This window comes from Stenotrophomonas sp. YJH_SMC_25 (assembly GCF_059369595.1).
Genome location: NZ_JCAFSV010000013.1, coordinates 100,097 through 118,814 on the forward strand (window position 1 = coordinate 100,097; position 18,718 = coordinate 118,814).

The 18,718-nt window shown below is 65.9% G+C and carries 17 protein-coding genes and 7 tRNA genes; 12 read left to right on the plus strand and 12 right to left on the minus strand.

Going from position 1 to position 18,718, the window contains the following annotated elements; genetic code table 11:
- Window positions 1-495: 495 nt before the first annotated feature.
- The 3 genes from dsbG to AC5P7E_RS16940 form a co-directional block, all read right to left on the minus strand.
- Window positions 496-1,338 carry a thiol:disulfide interchange protein DsbG gene (gene dsbG, locus AC5P7E_RS16930; RefSeq protein WP_005410070.1) on the minus strand — a complete coding sequence of 281 codons (843 nt, stop codon included), beginning with the start codon at window positions 1,336-1,338 and terminating at the stop codon, window positions 496-498.
- Window positions 1,339-1,368: 30 nt separating this feature from the next.
- Window positions 1,369-2,172 (minus strand): TlpA disulfide reductase family protein, encoded by an 804-nt coding sequence (locus tag AC5P7E_RS16935; protein ID WP_329761722.1) that lies wholly within the window; start codon window positions 2,170-2,172, stop codon window positions 1,369-1,371.
- 80 nt (window positions 2,173-2,252) lie between these two features.
- Window positions 2,253-3,320 carry a GlxA family transcriptional regulator gene (locus AC5P7E_RS16940; protein WP_114619070.1) on the minus strand — a complete coding sequence of 356 codons (1,068 nt, stop codon included), beginning with the start codon at window positions 3,318-3,320 and terminating at the stop codon, window positions 2,253-2,255.
- A 187-nt stretch (window positions 3,321-3,507) separates the two neighbouring features.
- Between AC5P7E_RS16940 and AC5P7E_RS16945 the strand changes: the two genes are divergently transcribed.
- The 7 genes from AC5P7E_RS16945 to AC5P7E_RS16975 all read left to right on the plus strand — a co-directional run bounded on the left by AC5P7E_RS16945 (window position 3,508) and on the right by AC5P7E_RS16975 (window position 4,842).
- On the plus strand, window positions 3,508-3,918 hold the full coding sequence (locus AC5P7E_RS16945) for a heavy metal-responsive transcriptional regulator (RefSeq protein WP_043034671.1): 411 nt from the start codon (window positions 3,508-3,510) through the stop codon (window positions 3,916-3,918).
- Window positions 3,919-4,007: 89 nt separating this feature from the next.
- A tRNA-Ala gene (locus tag AC5P7E_RS16950) sits at window positions 4,008-4,083 on the plus strand.
- Between the two features lie 54 nt (window positions 4,084-4,137).
- A tRNA-Glu gene (locus tag AC5P7E_RS16955) sits at window positions 4,138-4,213 on the plus strand.
- Between the two features lie 184 nt (window positions 4,214-4,397).
- Window positions 4,398-4,473: transfer RNA gene (locus AC5P7E_RS16960), tRNA-Ala, on the plus strand.
- Between the two features lie 49 nt (window positions 4,474-4,522).
- Window positions 4,523-4,598 (plus strand) — tRNA-Glu (locus tag AC5P7E_RS16965).
- Window positions 4,599-4,643: 45 nt separating this feature from the next.
- A tRNA-Ala gene (locus tag AC5P7E_RS16970) sits at window positions 4,644-4,719 on the plus strand.
- A gap of 47 nt (window positions 4,720-4,766) precedes the next feature.
- Window positions 4,767-4,842: transfer RNA gene (locus tag AC5P7E_RS16975), tRNA-Glu, on the plus strand.
- 165 nt (window positions 4,843-5,007) lie between these two features.
- Here AC5P7E_RS16975 and AC5P7E_RS16980 read toward each other — a convergent pair.
- Window positions 5,008-5,424 carry a GNAT family N-acetyltransferase gene (locus tag AC5P7E_RS16980; RefSeq protein ID WP_005410074.1) on the minus strand — a complete coding sequence of 139 codons (417 nt, stop codon included), beginning with the start codon at window positions 5,422-5,424 and terminating at the stop codon, window positions 5,008-5,010.
- 77 nt (window positions 5,425-5,501) lie between these two features.
- Here AC5P7E_RS16980 and AC5P7E_RS16985 point away from each other — a divergent pair, with 77 nt between their 5' ends.
- Window positions 5,502-6,458: an SOS response-associated peptidase family protein gene (locus AC5P7E_RS16985; RefSeq protein WP_049459243.1), complete on the plus strand. Its 957-nt coding sequence runs from the start codon at window positions 5,502-5,504 to the stop codon at window positions 6,456-6,458.
- A gap of 10 nt (window positions 6,459-6,468) precedes the next feature.
- Here the strand turns inward: AC5P7E_RS16985 and AC5P7E_RS16990 are convergent, their stop codons facing one another.
- Window positions 6,469-6,849: a response regulator gene (locus tag AC5P7E_RS16990; RefSeq protein ID WP_005410076.1), complete on the minus strand. Its 381-nt coding sequence runs from the start codon at window positions 6,847-6,849 to the stop codon at window positions 6,469-6,471.
- Between the two features lie 132 nt (window positions 6,850-6,981).
- On the opposite strand from AC5P7E_RS16990, the gene AC5P7E_RS16995 reads away from it, so the two are divergent.
- Together AC5P7E_RS16995 and AC5P7E_RS17000 are read left to right on the plus strand one after the other, a co-directional pair.
- Window positions 6,982-7,067: transfer RNA gene (locus AC5P7E_RS16995), tRNA-Leu, on the plus strand.
- 200 nt (window positions 7,068-7,267) lie between these two features.
- Window positions 7,268-8,701 (plus strand): GGDEF domain-containing protein, encoded by a 1,434-nt coding sequence (locus AC5P7E_RS17000; RefSeq protein WP_114619048.1) that lies wholly within the window; start codon window positions 7,268-7,270, stop codon window positions 8,699-8,701.
- Here AC5P7E_RS17000 and AC5P7E_RS17005 read toward each other — a convergent pair.
- Both AC5P7E_RS17005 and AC5P7E_RS17010 read right to left on the minus strand, forming a co-directional pair.
- On the minus strand, window positions 8,698-10,524 hold the full coding sequence (locus AC5P7E_RS17005) for a methyl-accepting chemotaxis protein (protein ID WP_033833936.1): 1,827 nt from the start codon (window positions 10,522-10,524) through the stop codon (window positions 8,698-8,700). The genes AC5P7E_RS17000 and AC5P7E_RS17005 overlap by 4 nt on opposite strands.
- A gap of 254 nt (window positions 10,525-10,778) precedes the next feature.
- Complete coding sequence (locus AC5P7E_RS17010) at window positions 10,779-11,084, minus strand: GNAT family N-acetyltransferase (RefSeq protein ID WP_223846494.1); 306 nt, start codon at window positions 11,082-11,084, stop codon at window positions 10,779-10,781.
- Between the two features lie 228 nt (window positions 11,085-11,312).
- Between AC5P7E_RS17010 and AC5P7E_RS17015 the strand changes: the two genes are divergently transcribed.
- The gene (locus AC5P7E_RS17015) at window positions 11,313-12,401 is read left to right on the plus strand and encodes a DUF5694 domain-containing protein (RefSeq protein ID WP_114619047.1); all 1,089 of its coding nucleotides are present in this window, start codon (window positions 11,313-11,315) and stop codon (window positions 12,399-12,401) included.
- Between the two features lie 61 nt (window positions 12,402-12,462).
- Window positions 12,463-12,753 (plus strand): putative quinol monooxygenase, encoded by a 291-nt coding sequence (locus tag AC5P7E_RS17020; RefSeq protein ID WP_012480608.1) that lies wholly within the window; start codon window positions 12,463-12,465, stop codon window positions 12,751-12,753.
- On the opposite strand, the gene AC5P7E_RS17025 is transcribed toward AC5P7E_RS17020, so the two are convergent.
- The 5 genes from AC5P7E_RS17025 to AC5P7E_RS17045 all read right to left on the minus strand — a co-directional run.
- Window positions 12,695-12,997, minus strand: a complete 303-nt coding sequence (locus tag AC5P7E_RS17025; protein WP_012480609.1) for a hypothetical protein — start codon at window positions 12,995-12,997, stop codon at window positions 12,695-12,697. The two genes, AC5P7E_RS17020 and AC5P7E_RS17025, sit on opposite strands and share 59 nt — an antisense overlap.
- A 62-nt stretch (window positions 12,998-13,059) precedes the next feature.
- On the minus strand, window positions 13,060-15,249 hold the full coding sequence (locus AC5P7E_RS17030; RefSeq protein ID WP_005410083.1) for a PAS domain S-box protein: 2,190 nt from the start codon (window positions 15,247-15,249) through the stop codon (window positions 13,060-13,062).
- 208 nt (window positions 15,250-15,457) lie between these two features.
- A complete protein-coding gene (locus tag AC5P7E_RS17035) occupies window positions 15,458-17,845 on the minus strand; it encodes a Tex family protein (protein ID WP_150359939.1) in 2,388 nt (795 codons plus the stop codon).
- A gap of 207 nt (window positions 17,846-18,052) precedes the next feature.
- Complete coding sequence (locus tag AC5P7E_RS17040) at window positions 18,053-18,268, minus strand: hypothetical protein (protein WP_005410085.1); 216 nt, start codon at window positions 18,266-18,268, stop codon at window positions 18,053-18,055.
- 337 nt (window positions 18,269-18,605) lie between these two features.
- The coding region (locus tag AC5P7E_RS17045) for an IS3 family transposase (protein WP_495213687.1) at window positions 18,606-18,718 on the minus strand (113 nt) is incomplete at its 5' end.

The following is an 18,718-nucleotide window of genomic DNA, read 5'->3' on the forward strand; positions in this document are numbered from 1 at the left end:
AACACTCGCATCACGGTTCCGGAGCGCATGCATGCGCCGCCCTGGCTTCGCGTTGCCGTTGCTGGAAATGCGGGTACTGCGTCGACGACATCGGCCAGCCTGCGCACGGCAGGCAACAGGACGATGACACTGCCCCGCCTGCACCCATGTCGACTCCATCAAGGCCGCGCTGCCAGAGAGGTGGCGACCGCAGCGGTCTGGGTAACAAGCACAGAGTGAGAGTGTCGTGAATGGCTGTGCCGGCCGACCCTGATCAGGGCGTGGCGAGCGCGGCATCCATCGCGCATTGACGCTGTATTCCATGCGTCAAAGGCTAGTCTGTTTGTCGCTTTTGGCCTTGATTGGAATCAAGGCACGATGCTTGATCTCAGTCACGATTCAGACGTGACGACGAACAGACAATGCGCAAGCGGTTGTGTTCGCCTGGGGCAGGAACGCAACAGGCCCGCATGTCACCATGCGGGCCTGTGGTCTACATCATCATGCAGGCGTGGATCAGCGCGGACCAAGCACCGTCTGCAGGTCGTCGCCCTGCGGCAATCCGGCCCGGCGCTGCACCTGGCCCTGTGCATCCTGGAACAGGATGCCCGGGGTGCCCTGGAACCCCATCTCCAGCATCAACACCTGGTTGGCGTCGAGCTTGCCGGCGATCTCGCGGCTGATGTTCGGCAGCGCTTTGATGCCGCCACGGTCGAACTGGTGTTCGTTCTCCAGCAGCGCCGCGCTCGGATCACGTGCGGACAGGATGGCTGCGGCCTTGGCCGGACTGTCCTCGCGGATCACACCCACCATGATGTGGCGCAGCTGTACCTTGCCGGCGTCGACCCACGGACGGGCCGCCTCCCAGAACTTGTGGCAATACGGGCAGTTGGCATCGCTGAAGGTATAGACCACGCGGGGCGCGTCGGCCTTGCCATCACGTACCCAGGCGCTGGCTTCAAGCTTGGTCCACATTTTGGCCGACATCGGTGCGGCAACCAGCTTCTCGACCGCTTCGGCAGCCACATCATTACCTTCGGCATCGAACAGGCTGCCCACCAGTACGTGCTTGCCATCGGCCGTGACATAGGCCGCTGCAGGCTGCTGCCCTCCCACCACGCCAGCAAAACCGCGCAGGCCGTCCGGCGCATCGAATTCGGCAACGACCTCGAAGCCGTGCTTCTCGATGCCCTTCAGCACCGCTGGGCGGTCGCCCTTGGCGGCAGATGCCGGAGCAGTCGTCGCCGATGCCGTGGCGGCCTTGCCCGGCGGCGTCTGTGCCTGGCTGCAGGCGGCCAATGCCAGCATGACCGGCAGCAGGAGCACCGCCGGGGCGGTGCGCAGGGAAATCGACAACATGGGAACTCCGTAGTGAGATGCCCGCGCAGGCTACCGCAGCCGGCGCAGTTTGTGTTCAAGGCCGGCTGCGGTCAGTTCGCCCAGGTGCAGTTCACGCAGGCGCCCATCGGCACCGAAAAAGAGCGTGGAAGGATACGCCTGAATGCCGAGCACGGTGGAAGCAGCAGCGTCATCATCCAGCAGCACGTTGCCCAGCATCAGTCGTTCGCCGGCGAGGAAACCCTGGACCTCATCCAGGGCTTCACCCTGGTTGAGGAATACGAACTGCACGTCATCATGTGCCTGTTGTGCCGTCGCCAGCACCGGCATCTCACGGCGGCAGGGCCCGCACCATGTGGCCCACAGATTCAGCACCAGCGGCTTGCCGCGGAACTGCTGCAGATCGATACGATCGCCTTGAAGGTCCGCCACCTGCAGCGCCGGCAACGGCATCTGCCGCTCCTGCCATGCCGACAGCAACTGGCCACCAGCGACCCAGAACAACACGCCTACCAGTGCGCTCGTCAGCACCGGTGCACGCAACTGACGCCACGGCCGCAGACGCCATAATCCCCACGACAGCCCGGCCACCAGCACCACCATCAGGTGATAGCCACCATCGGTGACCTGCAGAATGCTCCAGGGCTCCGAACGATAGAGCGCGAAATTCAGCACAACAAAACTGACACGACCACACAGCAGGCCGATCAGCAGCATGTCCAGCACGATGCCTGCTGCCGACGGCAGCGGCATTCCCACTGCCCTGCGCGGCCAAAGACGGGCAACGGTCATGGCCAGCAACGTGCACATCAGGATCAACACCACCGGCATCGGTACCGGTCCAACACCCGACATCAGCCCACCTGTTCAAGTTCCACTGCCTGCATGGTCAAAGCGTCACGCCCAGGTTGCAAGCGCTCGCCCGCCACCCATGGTCAGGCCGCACTGCGCCCCAACTGCATTCCGGGGGGCGCCTGCAGGCCGCGCAGACTTCCGGCCACCGACGGCATCAACGGTCGCTCCCGCCGCTTGCAGTTGACGTGGCGGCGATAGTTGGCCGGTGTCATGCCCACGATGCGGAGGAACAGACGCCGGAACGCGCTCTGATCAGCGTAGCCCACCCCCCAGGCCACCTCCTCGATGCCTGCGCCCTGCTGCAGCAGGGTCTGCGCCTTGGCAATGCGCAGCCGTTGGCAGTATTCGATCGGCCGCAGACCGGTCGCCCGGAGGAAGCGCCGCTGCAGGGTGCGCGGTTCCAATCCGGAAACCTCGCAGATTGCGGCCAGAGTGGCTCCTCGTGCGGCAGTGGTATGCAGCCAGCGCTGGGCCTTCAGTACATCGCGGTCACCGTGGGCGAAGTTGGCACTGAAACGCTCAAGATCCTGCTGGATTCCTGCGGGCACGACGATCCCGAGCTGTTGCGCGACCGCGCTCGCCACGCCCTGCCCGTGCAGCCGGTACAGCAAACGCAGCCCGAGGAAACGCCATGCCTGCGATCCGCCAACCGTCAGCAGATCGCCATCGTCGACCAGCGCCCGCTCACTGGGCACCCAGCTCACCGCCTGCGCCTGCAACCCTGGATGTCGCCCCAGATCGGGGCCGCTGACCGTTCTTCCGGCCAGCAGTCCCGCACGGGCCAGTACACCGACCCCGTCGCTGGCAGCAGCCAGCAGGCTGCCCCCGTCATAATGGGCCCGCAACCAGTCCAGCAGGACCTCCTCGGCGCGCAGACAGGCTCCGGGGCTGATCTGGCCGGGAACCGCGATCACCGCGGGAATGGCGGCGTCGAGCATTTCAGCACCCGCGATGCGGTGTACACCGGTCTGGCTGGCGGGAACGATCCAGCGGGTGACAAGCACACGCTTGAAGGGTCGGCGCTGCTGTTGGGCCAGGCGGTTGGCGACGTGGGCCATTTCGGCCAGCACAGAGGCGGCGGAGGGGTCCCCTCCCGGATATTCGACCACCGCAACCTCTACGAATGCTTCGTTCCTGACTCCCTCCACAGACCACCTCCTCGGTTCGTTGCAGGCCATCGAACGGCCGGTTCAGGCGAAGGGTAGGAACAGGCCCATCTGCGGGGCTATGAAGAAAGTTGCAAAGTGGGCTGAATGCGCGCACCGAGCTGAAGCCTTGACTCTCGACCAGACTCCAGGCTTCACAATGGCCGGCAGGATCCGCAGGAAAGCTGCCATGAACATTGGACAACTGGCCCGTCAGGCGGGCGTGCCGATCGATACGGTCCGCTATTACGAACGGCAGCAGCTGCTGCCGACGGCGGCGCGCTCGGCCGGGGGTTACCGCATCTTCGGCGAGCCGGATCTGCGCCGGCTGCGCTTCATCCGCCGCGCCAAGACACTGGGCTTCAGCCTGGAGGAAATCGGAGAACTGCTCGCGCTCAGTGATCACCACCAGCAGGACATGGGCAGCGTGCGTGACACCGCGCAGGCCCGCCTGCAGGACATCGCACAACGGATGGCCGAACTGCAGCGCATGCACATCGCACTGTCGCAGCTGGTCGACGCCTGCCCCGGCCATGGCGCGCTGGACCAGTGCCCGATCCTGGCCGCTCTGACCGACGACACCACGGCCGCAGGCGACTGACATCGGCTTCGCAACACGCGTGAAGAAAAGTGCAACAAATGCTTGCCAACCCCCTGGGGCAAGGCTATTATTTCGCTCCTCAGCGACGTGGGGCCATAGCTCAGCTGGGAGAGCGCCTGCATGGCATGCAGGAGGTCAGCGGTTCGATCCCGCTTGGCTCCACCAATCTTTCGGCATTAGGCCGTCGAAAGGTCGCTAAAGAACATTGATGAGAATTGCGTCCCCATCGTCTAGAGGCCTAGGACATCACCCTTTCACGGTGGCGACCGGGGTTCGAATCCCCGTGGGGACGCCACTCATCACGAACAACGAGGACCCGGCCGATAACCGGGTCTTTTTTGTTCACCGCCTACCGGCATTCAGGGTGTGGCGTTGCGGTTCCCCTGCCCTCGTGGCTGCGGTTGAACCGGAACGAAAAAAGTTCAAAAAAGACTTCCACAAACGTGAACACGCAGGTATGATAGGCGGCTCGGTAACACGGGGCCATAGCTCAGCTGGGAGAGCGCCTGCATGGCATGCAGGAGGTCAGCGGTTCGATCCCGCTTGGCTCCACCACTTTCGACATTAGGCCGTCGAAGGTTCTACAACTTGAAGTTTTTCGTGCGTCCCCATCGTCTAGAGGCCTAGGACATCACCCTTTCACGGTGGCGACCGGGGTTCGAATCCCCGTGGGGACGCCAGTTTCAAAACGGACTCTGCTCCCGGCAGATCATCCGGAGTTTCATGGGGCCATAGCTCAGCTGGGAGAGCGCCTGCATGGCATGCAGGAGGTCAGCGGTTCGATCCCGCTTGGCTCCACCACTTCGACATTAGGCCGTCGAAGGATCTACAACTTGAAGTTTTCGTGCGTCCCCATCGTCTAGAGGCCTAGGACATCACCCTTTCACGGTGGCGACCGGGGTTCGAATCCCCGTGGGGACGCCAATTCTTGAAAACCCTGGCTTCGGCCGGGGTTTTTCTTTGCCTGAGATTCCCGGGAAAGCCCTGTCCACGCATGGCGTGGATCTACTGCAGGGCCGGGATGGATCCGGCGGCCGGTTGGCCCAGTAGATCCATGCCACGCATGGATGGCCTCAGCCTGAACACAGCTCAGAACCGGCGATACATCCCGATCGATGCAGGTGCGGTGGGTGCGAAACCAAACTGCGCGTACAACCGGTGCGCTTCACCATCGGCCAGAAGGCTGACGTATGCAGACGGCGGCAGGTTCGCCTGCATCCAGCCATCCAGGCGACGCATCACTTCCTTGCCCAGGCCCTGCCCCTGCAGGCGCGGCAGCACGGCGATATCACAGACCTGCAGGTGGCACCCACCATCGCCAACGATGCGGCCCATCGCTACCAGCTCATTGCCCTGGTAGGCGCACACGCCATACAGGGTATTGGGCAGCGCGCGTGCCGCCGCCTCCTGGCTCTTGGCACTGAGGCCCGCCAGCACACGCAGCTGGCAATAGTCTTCGACCGTGGGGACAGCCTCGCGGAACTGGCAGCTGACGGAATCATTCATGCGGTATCTCCCTGAAGGTCGGGCTATCCTGCCGCATCCACGTCGCAACGACTGCGACCCAGGCCTGCAGAGTTCCCATGTGCTATTCCGCCCTGATCCGCGCTGACTACGCCAAGCTGGTCCGCGAGTTCGGTGCCATCCTGTCGCTGGAGGAGTTCGCCGAACTGTACGCGCACGATCCCGGCAAGAAGCGGCCGAAAACCCCCAAGGCCATGGACGACGGCTTTGCCGGCGCGCGCACCGAACAGGGTCGCGACATCGTTGCGAAGATCCAGCAGTGGCATGCGCAGGAACGCCAGGCTCTGGAGGCGGAGCTGGCCCGCCAACGCGAGCGCCGCGATATCGCCCACGCGACGCTCGCCACCCGCCCCACCCAGAAGGCACGCAACGACCTGCGCGTGGCCGGCAACCGCATCGAGCGCGCCCAGGCCCGGCTTGAGGACCTGCACCGGGTACAACTACTGCCGCGCGACAACCGCATTTTTCCCGGCACCTACGCGCCGGTGATGGTCAGCGAGAGCGGCCGACGGGTGATCAAGCCGATGCGCTACCAATGCCGGCTGCCGGACAAGCCGGCACGCAACGACGTGCTCTACCCCGGCACCTACAACGCACGACGCGACAGCCTGGAAGGCTATTGGCGCGGCGCGTTCGGCCTTCGCCACGGCGTTGTCGTGGTGCAGGCGTTCTATGAGCACGTACCACGCCACGCGATCGCAGGGCGCGCGCTTGGCGCCAGTGAAAAGGAACAGGATGTGGTGCTGGAGTTTCGCCCCGACCCGCCCCGCGACCTGCTTCTGGCCTGCCTCTGGGCGGAATGGGAGGGACCGGAAGGACGCCTGCTCTCATTCGCCACGATCACCGACACCCCGCCACGCGATGTCGCCGCGGCAGGTCACGATCGCGGCGTGATACCGATCCGCGGGGAGCATCTCGATGCGTGGCTCAACCCCGATCCGGACAACCTGGCCGGGCAGTACAGCATCCTCGACGACCGCGAGGACATCCGTTACCTGTACGAGGAGGCCGGCTGAAGCGCCGTTCTCACGCCGTTGCGCTGGAACGGCCCACCGCACGGCTCAGCGCCCGGGTCAGGTCCGCCGACAGATACGGCTTGACCAGCAGTACTCCGGACAGCATAGACTCGGGCAGCTGCTCAGCCAGCATTCCGGTGGCAAGCACGAACGGTACGCCTCGCGCCGACAATGCTGCCGCCACCGGCTCGCTGGTCTCGTTGCGGGCCAGGCGATAGTCCAGCAGGGCCACATCGGGGACCGAGTCTTCCAGCACGCGCAATGCTTCAGCCACGCTCGCCGCCAACCCGACCACGGTCGCGCCGGCATGCACCAGCTGCATCTGCAGCAAGGCTGCGCTCATCTCGTCGTTCTCGACCACCAGCACCCTCAGGTCCTGCAACACTGTCATCGGCTATGGCTCCTGGAGGCATTCAAGCCGGCGCAGTATAGCCATCGCAGAGCCGATGCCGACAGGAAACGCCTCGATCTGCCTTGCCCCTATGAAAGCCCTGCCCTCCTCGGTTACACTCACACGCTGCCTGCCGGTGTGGCGGAATGGTATACGCAGCTGACTCAAAATCAGCCGGGGGTGACCCCATGAAGGTTCGAGTCCTTTCACCGGCACCACAGCATCAAAGGCCAGGTCCATGACCTGGCCTTTTGCTTTTCAGGCGATGCAGGCCCATATAGCCGCTCCGGTGTCACTGTGTTGACGCAAAACTGCGACCGCTGACAGGGTTGTCGCTAGACGTAGTGCACACTTTTCTTGCCAGCCTCACGTACATCTGCCTATCGTGATCCCGCCGGATCCGGGGGTGGGGGACTGCATGACGTTGCGTGCTGCACTGTTTTTTCTCGTCACGCACGCGCTCGTCATTGCCTTTGTCGGCCCGCAGGACCCGGTCGGCTCCTACCTGATGCTGATCACCGCCCCGCTGCTGGCTGCACTGGCCTGCGTACGGCGTGCACGTGTCAGCCAGGCGGCCTGCCAGTGGCGACTGCTCGGCGCGGCCGTCGGCCTGTTCTCTCTCGCGCTGCTGGCGCTGCTGTACCGCAATGTGGCCGGCCTCGCCCCTGCGCAGATGACCGCCTCAACACTGATCCTGTACGTGTTCTACCGGATCCCCCTGACCTACGTCGCTGCAAGCCCGGGCGGCGGGAACCGCTACATCCGTGCGGTGGACCTCGGGATCATTGCCCTGCTTTGGCTGCTGCACTACCTGCATGCGCGGGCCATGGCGCCGCTGAACACCGCCTTGTGGACGCAGTGCCTGAACACCATGAGCGGCGTGCAGAACAGCCTGGTGTTCTGCTTCGCACTGATCCGTTTCCTGGCCGAGGACGATCCGGACCGCCGCGTTTTTTTCCGGACGCTGACGATCTACGCGCTGGGCTACTTCCTGCTGGCCTTCTACATCAATACCTATCAGCCGCAGGTGCCCGACGGCAATTGGGGCGACCTGCTGATCAGTGGACTGTTCGTGCTGCTGGCCATCCTGGCGGGCAGCCATCGTCGCTGCCCGGCAGTGGAGGTATCCCGCAGCCTGCGGCGCATCGTCGATGCCGGCGTACCACTGATGCTGCCCTTGCTGCTGATGCTGGTGGCGCTTCTGGTCGCGCGCCTGCAGCCGACCCTGGCCACGGTCGGCTTCATCGGCTCCCTGCTCGGCTATGCGCTGCGCAGCGTGCTGAGCCAGGTCGAGATCCAGCGCCAGCGCGATGAACTGGAAACGCTGGCGCGGCGCGATCCGCTGACCGGACTGGGCAACCGGCGCAGCTTCGATGAGTCGCTGGATCGGGCCCACCGCCGCGCGCGCCGCCAGGGCCAGGGCCTGGCGGTACTGATGATCGACATCGACCACTTCAAACGGCTGAACGACACCTACGGCCATCCGGAAGGTGATCGGCGCCTGCGTGCCGTCGCCGGCATCCTCGATGGCTGCCTGCAACGGGGCGACGATCTGCTGGCCCGCTATGGCGGCGAAGAGTTCATCGCCGCCCTGCCCTCGCCCGATGCCACCCACGCCCTGGGCCTGGGCGAACGGCTGCGCGCTTCGGTCGAAGCCGCAGCCCTGCCCGCCCCCGTTTCCAGCGTCACCATCAGCATCGGCGTGGCCTGGCAGGCACCCGGCGAAGACGGCGATCCGCGCGGCCTGGTCGAACGCGCCGACCAGGCCCTGTATCGCGCCAAGCATGCCGGTCGCAACTGCGTACGCGGCGACACCGAAACCAAGGAAGAACAGTCCGGTCGCCGCGCCTAGACCGCATGCAGCGCCGCCGCTCCGTGCCGGTGCCCGGCGCCGCCCTGCAAGCGGAAGCTGGCCACCGTCTGCAGCAGCTGCGCCGACTGCTCTTCCATGCTGCGTGCCGCCGCCGACGCCTCCTCGACCAGGGCCGCGTTCTGCTGGGTGCCCTGGTCGATCAGATCGACGGCCTGGTTCATCTGCTGGATGTCGTCGCTCTGCTGCTGCGAGGCAGTGCTGATTTCGGTCATCAGGTCGCTCACCCGGCGCACGTTGGTCACGATCTCGTCCATGGTGCGGCCCGCGCTCTCAACCTGCGCCGTACCGGCACCCACATTGGCAACCGACTCATCGATCAGGTGCTTGATCTCCTTCGCTGCGCTGGCCGAACGCTGCGACAGCTCGCGGATCTCGGTGGCAACCACGGCAAATCCACGGCCGTGTTCACCGGCGCGCGCCGCCTCCACCGCTGCGTTCAGCGCGAGAATGTTGGTCTGGAAGGCGATGCCGTCGATCACCCCGATGATGTCGACGATGCGCCGCGACGAGGCATTGATCACCGCCATCGTTTCGACCACCTCATGCACCACACTGCCGCCGCGCGCAGCGACATCGGCGGCTCCACCGGCCAGCTGGCTCGCCTGGCGCGCGTTGGTGGCGGTGCGCTGCACGGTTTCGGCCAGGCCCTTCATCGACACCGCGGTTTCCTCGAGCGAAGCCGCCTGCTGCTCGGTGCGCTGCGAGAGGTCGCTGTTGCCCTGTGCGATTTCAGTCGCGCCGACTGCGATGGTGTCCGCGGCGAACTTGATCTGGCCGATGATCGCGGCCATCGCCTCGACCAGCGAATTCACGCCTTCGCACAGTTCGGCGATCGAGCCATTCTTGTCGGCGGTGGCCACGCGCTGGGTCAGATCGCCCTGCTTGGCCGCGGCCACCACCTCGCGGGTCTGCGCCACCGCGCGCTGCATGGCCTGGTTTTCATGCACCTGCGCGGTGATGTCGGTGGCGTACTTGACGACCTTGAACGGCTTGCCATTGAGGTCCAGGATCGGGTTGTAGGACGCTTGGATCCAGACCTCACGCCCGCCTTTGCCAAGACGCCGATACTGGCCGGCGTCATATTCGCCGCGCCCCAGTTTCTCCCAGAACTGGCGATATTCGATGCTGCTGCGATGCTCGGGCTCGACAAACAACGAATGGTGCTGCCCGCGCACTTCGTCCAGGCTGTAGCCGGTGGCGGCCAGGAAATTGTCATTGGCCGACAGGATGCGGCCATCCATGCTGAACTCGATCACCGCCTGCGACTTGGTGATCGCGGCCAGTTGCCCCGCCGAGTCGGCCGCCTGCAGCTTCTGCGCGGTGATGTCGGTCGCGAACTTGACCACCTTGTACGGCCGCCCCTGGCGGTCCAGTACCGGGTTGTACGAGGCCTGGATCCAGATCTCGCGCTGGCCCTTGCCGAAGCGGCGGTACTGTCCGGCGTCGTATTCGCCGCGCTCCAAGCGCGCCCAGAAGTCGCGGTATTCGGCGCTGCGCGCCAGCTCGGGGTCGACGAACAGGGAATGATGCTTGCCCTGGATCTCCTCCAGCCGGTAGCCCATCGCCTGCAGGAAATTGTCATTGGCCTGCAGGATGGTGCCGTCGAGCGCGAACTCGATGACGGCCTGCACGCGATGCAGCGCGGCCACCTGCGCTTCCAGCTCGGTGCGGTCGGTCATCGCCTTCTCTGTGCCGGTGCGTTGCTGCGGCGCCAGTACGCCAAGCAGCGCACGCCACGGCGACCAACGGGTGTGCAGCTCGGCCGGCGCCTGCGCGCCTGCCGTGAAGCCTGGAATGAGCATTGTCTGATCCTCGGTGTCCGGTAAGCGGTTGTGACCCGACGGGCGGGATGCCCGGCGGCAACATCAGTTGCCAGGGACTACAGGTGCCAACGGCACCTCTCGAGCGACTGCCAAGAACGTCTGCTGCGGGTGCGATCGGCATCTGGGAGCGGCGGAACACACTGCGCGGACCGCCCATCGGGGGCAGCCTGGGGTCCTGCGGCGGGTGACTGGAGCGGGATCCAGAGGGAGTATCGGCGATGCCGTCGGCCGCTTTAGCGGGATTCCGCGACGTCCGTCGCAACTCCGTGCATTGCAGCCGGAATGCGGTAGACGATTGCCGTGTACTTCACACCCTGCTCACGTGCTACAGGAAGTCCGCCGAGGGACTCAGCGAGGGAACGGCTGGACCGGCTCTGCTCGGCGACCGGATAGCGGAACGCAGCACAGCGCAGGCGCCCTGAGGCGGCCGACCACACCGCCGCCACGGCTTCGCGACCATAGCCGTGCCCATGCATCATTTCGGCGGTCCAGATGCCCAGTTCGGGTTCTGCGTCACGGGCTCGATGCAGGCCTGCCAGGCCAAGGAATACACCGGGGCGTGAATGGCCGGAGGTGCAGCCGCGGACTGTCGATGGTCCAGTCGTCGGACGTCATGTTCTGCATTGCCTGGGCGCTGGGTACAGCATCGCTCAGCAGAAGGATGCAGCTCAAGGCAAAAAGGTTTACATGACCAATGCGGGATTCCGCGGCAGGAGAATATGACCAGCATGAAGGTCCCGCAGGATGCTCATCGACATGGAGATCGCATGTTCCCTCGCTTTGCCAGCCTTCTCTTCCTGGCCGTGTGCAGCAGCAGCGCGCTGGCCAACGACACCGCCTATCGACCGGCCTTCCACCCGGACCAGCTGAAGGGACCGCCCGCGGGGCGCCCGAACGAAGTGCTGGTGCTGGGCAGCCCGCACCTGTCCAGCCTGCCGGAGACCTTCACGCCGGCGATGCTGGAACCTCTGCTGCAGCGTCTGGAAGCCTGGCGGCCCACCGCGATCGCAGTGGAGAACCTGTCCGGCCTGCAGTGTGACTTCATGCGCCGCAATCCGGCCCGATACGCGGACAGCGTAGCGGACTACTGCGTCGATCCGGCACCGGCGCAGGCCGCCACCGGCCTGGACGTGCCCAGCGCCAACGTGGAGATGGAACGCCTGCTTGCGGATTGGCCGAAGGCGCCAACCGCTGCCCAGCGACGCCGATTGGCCGCAGTGTTCCTGGCTGCGGGCGAGAGCAGCTCGGCAGTCGTCCAATGGCTGCGGCTGCCCAGGGAAGAGCGACGTGCCTCGGACAGCCTGACACCGGAGCTGGTGCAGTTCCTCGACACGCGCATGGCACGCCGCAACGAGGCCGGCCTGGTGGCCGGCGTCCTCGCCGCGCGCCTGGGGCTGGAGCGGCTGTGGGCGGTCGACGACCACACTGCGGATTCGCCTACACCGGAATCGCAGCAGAAGGCCTACGCTGCCGCCATACGCGGTGCCTGGGACAATTCCTTCGCCAAAGCGCGCAGGGCGGCCGATGAACGACTGGAAGCCAATCTTGCTCAACCGGATGGGTTGCTCGCGATGTATCGCGCCTACAACGCACCCGAGGCCGCGATGCTGGCCTTCAACAGCGATTTCGGCGCGACGCTCGTCGAACCCTCGCCGGAAGGCTTCGGCCGCAACTACGTGGGCTACTGGGAAACCCGCAACCTGCGCATGGTCGCCAACATGCGCGACGTGCTCGGCCAGCACCCGGGCACCCGCATGCTGACCATCGTCGGTGCCTCGCACAAGGGCTACTACGAGGCCTACCTCAACCAGATGCACGATGTGCAGCTGGTCAGTGCGGACGCAGTATTGCGTTGACGGGATGGGTGCCGGCCACCCGCCGGCACTATCCTGCAGGGCCCCATCCAGAGGTGCCTGCATGCTCAAGGTCATCGCCGAAGACTTCATCCATCCCGATGCCGTGGACACCGTGCTTCCGCTGTACCGGGAACTGGTCGCCTGCACGCAGCGCGAGCCGCTCTGCCTCGGCTATGAACTGTTCGTGGACCAGAAGGATCCCGGGCACTTCATCTTCATCGAGCAATGGCCTGACCGCGTCGCCCTGGACATCCACTGCGCCAGCGAACATTTCCAGCGGCTGGTGCCGCAGATCAATGCCTTCCAGCGCGCGCCATGCCGGTTCCTGCTGATGGATGCTGCGCCTCTGTAGTGCCGGCATCAACGCGACGGTGATCCCGGCGCCTGTGCCGCCACAGCACCAGGCTGGCCGCCACCGTGCACGCCAGGGTGAGGGCCAGCAGCGCCACCACGCTCGCCTGCAGCACCGGCAACATTGCCTGGGCGAGACGGTCCTCACGCACCTCCTCCAGCCGGAGCCCGGCCGCCAGGGCCAGGCACCAGCCGACCAGGGCCGGGGCGAAGGCACGCACCGCCATCGGGTTGCAGACATTCATGGGATCACCTGTAAGAGAGGAGGTGCGCGGAGTATTTGCGCCCGCCCTCTCACAGGCTGAGATCAGCCCTCGACGACCTCGGAATCATCGCCCGGCAGCTCACTGGCCTCGCCCTGCACCTGCACGTTGTTGCGGCCCATCGCCTTGGCCCGGTAACACTGGGCATCGGCCGCGGCCACCGCCTGGTCCACGCTCATCCCTCCGGCCAGCGGCGCGATGCCGATGCTGGCCCCTACCCGCAACCGGTCCTGGTCCCACGGAATCGACAGCGACGCCAGGGTATGCAGCAGCTCGCCGCCAATGCGCGCTGCACGACGCGGCGTGCAACCGGACAGGATCACCGCGAACTCATCGCCGCCCAGCCGCGCCACCACATCCGAATCGCGCACCCCGTGACGCAGAACGCTGGCCACCGCCCAGAGCACCGCATCGCCAGCCAGATGGCCCCAGGTATCGTTGATCGGCTTGAACCGGTCCAGATCGATGTACATCAGCGACGCGGCCTGGCCGGTACGTTCAACACGGGTGATCGCCTGCTGCAGATGCACCTCGAAGCCACGGCGGTTGCTCAGTTCGGTCAGCGGATCGATCTCGGCCAGATGACGCGCCTCGCGCTGGCGGGCACGCTGCTGGGTATCGTCGCGCAGCACCCAGACCGCGCCTCGCACGTGGCCCTCGTCATCGCGCAACCAGGCGCGGGTCAGGTCCACCGGCACCGTGGCGGCACCCAGGCGCAGCAGCAGGTCGGCATGCAGGTCGACCGCATTGCTGTCCGGATCCAGCAGTACCGACACGTCCAGCACCGAACCCGGCGCGTACTCGGTGGTCAGCGCCAGCACATCCTGCACCTTGTGTCCGGCCAGCGACAACGCGCCATCGCCGGCCAACATGCGTACTGCAGCGGCATTGGCGTAATCGATACGGCCATCGAGGCTGACGCTCAGCACCAGGTCGGCCACGGCATCCAGGGTGATGCGGCTGCGCTGTTCGCTCTCGAACAGCCGCTGCTCGCTGCTGCGCTGGGCGGTGATGTCCTGGATCTGCGACACGAAATGCAACGGCTCGCCATGCTCGTTGCGCACCAGCGAGACCGACAATCGGGCCCAGATGACCTTGCCATCGCGATCGAGATAGCGCTTTTCCAGGTGGTAGTGGCTGCGACGCCCGGCCAGCAGGTCCTGCACCAGGGCCAGGTCGGTCTGCAGGTCATCAGGATGGGTGAGACGCTGGAAATCCACCTGCAGCAGCTCTTCCCGCGGATAGCCGAGGATCCGGCACAGCGCATCGTTGACGTCCAGCCATCGCCCTTCCAGTGACACCAGCGCCATGCCCAGCGCAGCCGAGGTGAACGCACCGGCGAACTTCTCCGCGGACAAGCGCGCTTCGGCCCTCGCCTGCAGGATCTCGGTGATGTCGATGGCCATCCCGACATAGCCGATGCGTACACCGTCGGCACCGTCCATGCGGCTGATCGAGAGGCGTACCTGGCGTGGCTGGCCGTCCTTGCGCAGCAGCGTCCATTGCCGCGAATAGGTCTGGCCATCGGCACGCGCACTGAGTGCCTCGAACACATCTGGCAGTTGGCCATCGGCATCGGCCAGCGGTCGCAGCCAGGCATTCAGTTCCTGCGGATCGTGGAAGGCATCCAGCCGGCGCTGGCCGACCACATCCGCCGCGCTGTAGCCCAGCAGGCGTTGCGCGCCGGTGTTGAACAGGGTGATGGTGCCATCGATATCGGTGGCGATCACCGCCACCTCGTCGGAGGCATCGACCACGGCCTGCAGGCGTTGCCGTGTTTCGGCCGCATCCTGTCGGGCCTGCTGCAGCTCAGTCACGTCGGCATGCGCGCCGGCCATCCACAATGGCTTGCCCTGCGCGTCCCATTCGAAGACGCGGCCACGGTCCTGGATCCATATCCACTGGCCATTCTTGTGGCGCATCCGCAGCAGGCACGCGTAGTTGTCGGTGCGCCCCTCGAAATGCTCGTCCAGTGCCGCGTCCGACAGCGCTATGTCATCGGGATGGACCAGCTTCAGGAAGGTCTTCTGGCAGACCGGCTCCAGCTCTTCCAGGCGGTAACCGACAATCTCGGCCCAGCGCGCGTTGACCCGCATCTCGCCGTTCTGCACGTTCCATTCCCAGGTGCCTGCGGCGGTGCCATCGATGATCATCGCCAGCCGCCGACGCTCTTCGGCCAGCGCCTGCAGGCGGCGCTCCAGCAACCCGTTGCCGTTGGTGCCCTGGCCCGCCATCACCGCTGCCCCCGGCCCGCGCAGGCAGGCAGCGGCCGCAGCGCGACGCTGCAGACCTCAACGAAGACGACGGGTCCTGCTGGCGTCATGGCCCTCCCCAGCGACAGCGGGGTGGCCGGACGCCTCCCCTCAAGCGCAAGTGTGCGCAATCACGGGGAAAATCGACAAGTCCCCCGCCACGAATCAAGCGTGACGGGGAACACGATCCTCAACTACGCTTGGCGCGGGCGAAGGCCTCGGCCAGGGCGTTGTTGGCCGGGGGCGTGGACGCGGCGGGACGGCCACCATTGCCCTGGCCCCGGTTCGGCCCGCGGTTCTGGCCGCCTGCATCCCGGCGCGGACCCTGCCCATGGCCGCGCTCATCACGCTGGCCCGGGCGGCTGGTGGCCTGCCCGGGGGTATCGTCCAGACGCCGGGTCAGGGCAATGCGCTTGCGCGCCACGTCCACCTCCAGCACCTTCACCTTGACGATGTCGCCAGCCTTGACCACGTCACGCGGGTCCTTCACGAAGGTGTCGGACAGCGCCGAAATGTGGATCAGGCCGTCCTGGTGCACGCCGATATCGACGAAGGCACCGAAGGCCGCCACGTTGCTCACCACGCCTTCCAGCACCATGCCCTCGCGCAGGTCCTTGATGTCCTCCACGCCTTCGGCGAAGCGCGCAGCCTTGAACTCCGGACGCGGGTCGCGGCCCGGCTTCTCCAGTTCCTTCAGGATGTCGCGCACGGTCGGCAAGCCGAAGGTGTCATCGGTGAACTGCTCGGCCTTCAGGCCACGCAGGAAGCTGCCATCACCGATCAGCGCCTTGATCGGGCGTGCGGTGCTGGCCACGATGCGCTCGACCACCGGATAGGCTTCGGGGTGCACCGCCGAAGCATCCAGCGGCTGGTCGCCGTCGGCGATGCGCAGGAAGCCGGCGCACTGTTCGAAGGTCTTCTCGCCCAGGCGCGCGACCTTCAGCAGATCCTTGCGGCGCTTGAACGGGCCGTTCTCGTCACGATGGCGCACGATGTTCTCGGCCACCGTGGCCGACAGGCCGGACACCCGCGACAGCAGCGCGGCCGATGCGGTGTTCACGTACACGCCCACGGCGTTCACGCAGTCCTCCACGCGCGCGTCCAGCGCCCGTGCCAGCCGGTACTGGTCCACATCGTGCTGGTACTGGCCGACACCGATCGCCTTGGGTTCGATCTTGACCAGTTCGGCCAGCGGGTCCTGCAGGCGACGCGCGATCGACACCGCGCCACGCAGCGACACGTCCAGCCCCGGGAACTCCTTGGCCGCGAACTCGGAGGCCGAGTACACCGAGGCGCCCGCCTCGCTGACCACGACCTTCTGCAGCTTCGGGTTGGCGGCAGCCTTGATCGCTTCGCCGGCCAGCTTGTCGGTTTCGCGGCTGGCGGTGCCGTTGCCGATCGCGATCAGTTCAACGTTGTGCTTGGCGCACAGTTGCTTGATCGTCTGCACCGACTGGTCCCACTGGCGACGTGGCTCATGCGGGTAGATGGTGTCGGTGGCCACCAGCTTGCCTGTGGCATCGACCACGGCGATCTTGCAGCCGGTGCGGATGCCCGGGTCCAGCCCAAGCACGGTCTTCGGGCCCGCCGGTGCGGCCAGCAGCAGATCCTTCAGGTTGTCGCCGAACACCGCGATGGCCTCAGCCTCGGCCTTCTCGCGGGCCTGGTTGAACAGGTCCAGCAGCAGATGGGTGTGCAGCTTGGCGCGCCAGGTCAGGCGGCAGGCGTCCAGCAGCCAGCGATCGGCGGCGCGGCCCCGGTCGGCGATCCCGGCCCTGCGTGCCACGCGGCCTTCGGCGTACTGGTGGCCGGCCTCGGCATCGCTGCCCGGGTCCAGTTCCAGGAACAGGATCTCTTCGCGGCGCGCGCGGAACAGCGCCAGCAACCGGTGCGAGGGAATCTTCGCCAGAGATTCGGCATGTTCGAAATAGTCGCGGTACTTGGCGCCTTCGGTTTCCTTGCCCTCGGCCACGCGGGCACGGATCACGCCGTTCTCTCCCAGCCAGGTGCGCAGCTCGCCGACCAGCGCAGCGTCCTCGCCCCAGCGCTCCATCAGGATCGCGCGCGCACCTTCCAGCGCGGCCTTGGTGTCGGCCACGCCCTTGTCGGTGTTGATGAAGGCGGCCGCGAAGGCCTGCGGGTCCTGCGTGGGGTCGGCCAGCAGGCCATCGGCCAGCGGCTCCAGACCGGCCTCGCGGGCGATCTGGGCGCGGGTACGGCGCTTGGGCTTGTACGGCAGGTACAGATCTTCCAGCCGGCTCTTGGTGTCGGCGGCCAGGATATCGTAGCGCAGCTCGTCGCTGAGCTTGCCCTGCTCGCTGATGCTGGCCAGCACCGCCGCACGGCGCTCCTCCAGCTCGCGCAGGTAGGTCAGCCGGGTTTCCAGGTTGCGCAGCTGGGTGTCGTCCAGGCCCCCGGTCACTTCCTTGCGGTAGCGCGCGATGAACGGAACGCTGGCGCCCTCGTCGAGCAGGCCGACGGCGGCGCGCACCTGGGCGGACTGGGCACCGATCTCGTCGGCGATGGTCTGGGCGATCTGCTGGGCGAGCGCGCTCTGGGCGTTCTTGGCGTCGTGCATTGCTTCAGGTCTGTGCCGCGGTACGGGAAGATCCCATTCTGGCAATCCACGACGGAGCCGGACAAGGCATTGACAGGGGGCGAGGTTCAGCGGCGGGGCCGGAGTGGACGCCGGCATCCTGGCGGAGAGAGGGCTCGGACTGGCCCTGGGCTGGGATGCCGGCGCGGGCGCGCGATGGTGGGCGCGCCCTGCCGCGTGTTGCGAAGGTCAGCGGTAGTGGCGGGCGGCGCGCTGCATGACGATCTCGTCACGCATGCCTTCCAGGGCCATCAGGCGGACCTTGCCGACACCCTGCAGTTCCATGAACCGCTCCGTGTAGAACTCCGGCCCCAGCGCGGTGTCGGCGCGGGATTTGCTGAAGCCGTAGGGCACCACGCCCTTCTCGCCATCCTTGCTACCACCGACATAAAGAACGATTGCCATGTGATGTATTCCTCCAAATTGCTACTGCGTACTGCACTCGATGAGCGATGCTGCGAGCTCATCGAGGGAGAGCTTACCGCGTCGAACCTGACTGGAACGTCACGAAGGCTAATGACGATCGGTTGCATGCAGATGACTGCGGGATCGCAGCAGAATGCTTACGGATCTTTAACTTCCGGCTAACGAATCCGTGGGGGATTCCCGCCAACGGCGCAGCCCCTCGTGGGTGGTTTGGTTGTTCGCGGAAAGCTGGTTTCCCGGGGGCTGGCCGGGAGGGTGGGTAGTGCGGGGACGCCGTGAACCCGTCCCTGAAGTGACCCCCGAGACTTGGACGGGATCAGGCGGCCGATTGGGCCCGCTCCCGGTACTCTACCGGGCTCAGACCTTTCAGTTTCGGTTTGATGCGCTCCTGGTTGTAGTACTGGATGTATTCCACCAGCCCAGCCTCCA

Coding starts and splice junctions, on each gene's coding strand:
- AC5P7E_RS17015 (WP_114619047.1), top strand. CDS start 11,313: ATGTTCCCTCGCTTTGCCAGCCTTCTCTTCCTGGCCGTGTGCAGCAGC.
- AC5P7E_RS16990 (WP_005410076.1), bottom strand. CDS start 6,849: ATGACAGTGTTGCAGGACCTGAGGGTGCTGGTGGTCGAGAACGACGAG.
- AC5P7E_RS17035 (WP_150359939.1), bottom strand. CDS start 17,845: ATGCACGACGCCAAGAACGCCCAGAGCGCGCTCGCCCAGCAGATCGCC.
- AC5P7E_RS17000 (WP_114619048.1), top strand. CDS start 7,268: ATGACGTTGCGTGCTGCACTGTTTTTTCTCGTCACGCACGCGCTCGTC.
- AC5P7E_RS16985 (WP_049459243.1), top strand. CDS start 5,502: ATGTGCTATTCCGCCCTGATCCGCGCTGACTACGCCAAGCTGGTCCGC.
- AC5P7E_RS17040 (WP_005410085.1), bottom strand. CDS start 18,268: ATGGCAATCGTTCTTTATGTCGGTGGTAGCAAGGATGGCGAGAAGGGC.
- AC5P7E_RS16945 (WP_043034671.1), top strand. CDS start 3,508: ATGAACATTGGACAACTGGCCCGTCAGGCGGGCGTGCCGATCGATACG.
- AC5P7E_RS17030 (WP_005410083.1), bottom strand. CDS start 15,249: ATGGCGGGCCAGGGCACCAACGGCAACGGGTTGCTGGAGCGCCGCCTG.
- AC5P7E_RS16935 (WP_329761722.1), bottom strand. CDS start 2,172: ATGTCGGGTGTTGGACCGGTACCGATGCCGGTGGTGTTGATCCTGATG.
- AC5P7E_RS17020 (WP_012480608.1), top strand. CDS start 12,463: ATGCTCAAGGTCATCGCCGAAGACTTCATCCATCCCGATGCCGTGGAC.
- AC5P7E_RS17005 (WP_033833936.1), bottom strand. CDS start 10,524: ATGCTCATTCCAGGCTTCACGGCAGGCGCGCAGGCGCCGGCCGAGCTG.
- AC5P7E_RS16980 (WP_005410074.1), bottom strand. CDS start 5,424: ATGAATGATTCCGTCAGCTGCCAGTTCCGCGAGGCTGTCCCCACGGTC.
- dsbG (WP_005410070.1), bottom strand. CDS start 1,338: ATGTTGTCGATTTCCCTGCGCACCGCCCCGGCGGTGCTCCTGCTGCCG.
- AC5P7E_RS17025 (WP_012480609.1), bottom strand. CDS start 12,997: ATGAATGTCTGCAACCCGATGGCGGTGCGTGCCTTCGCCCCGGCCCTG.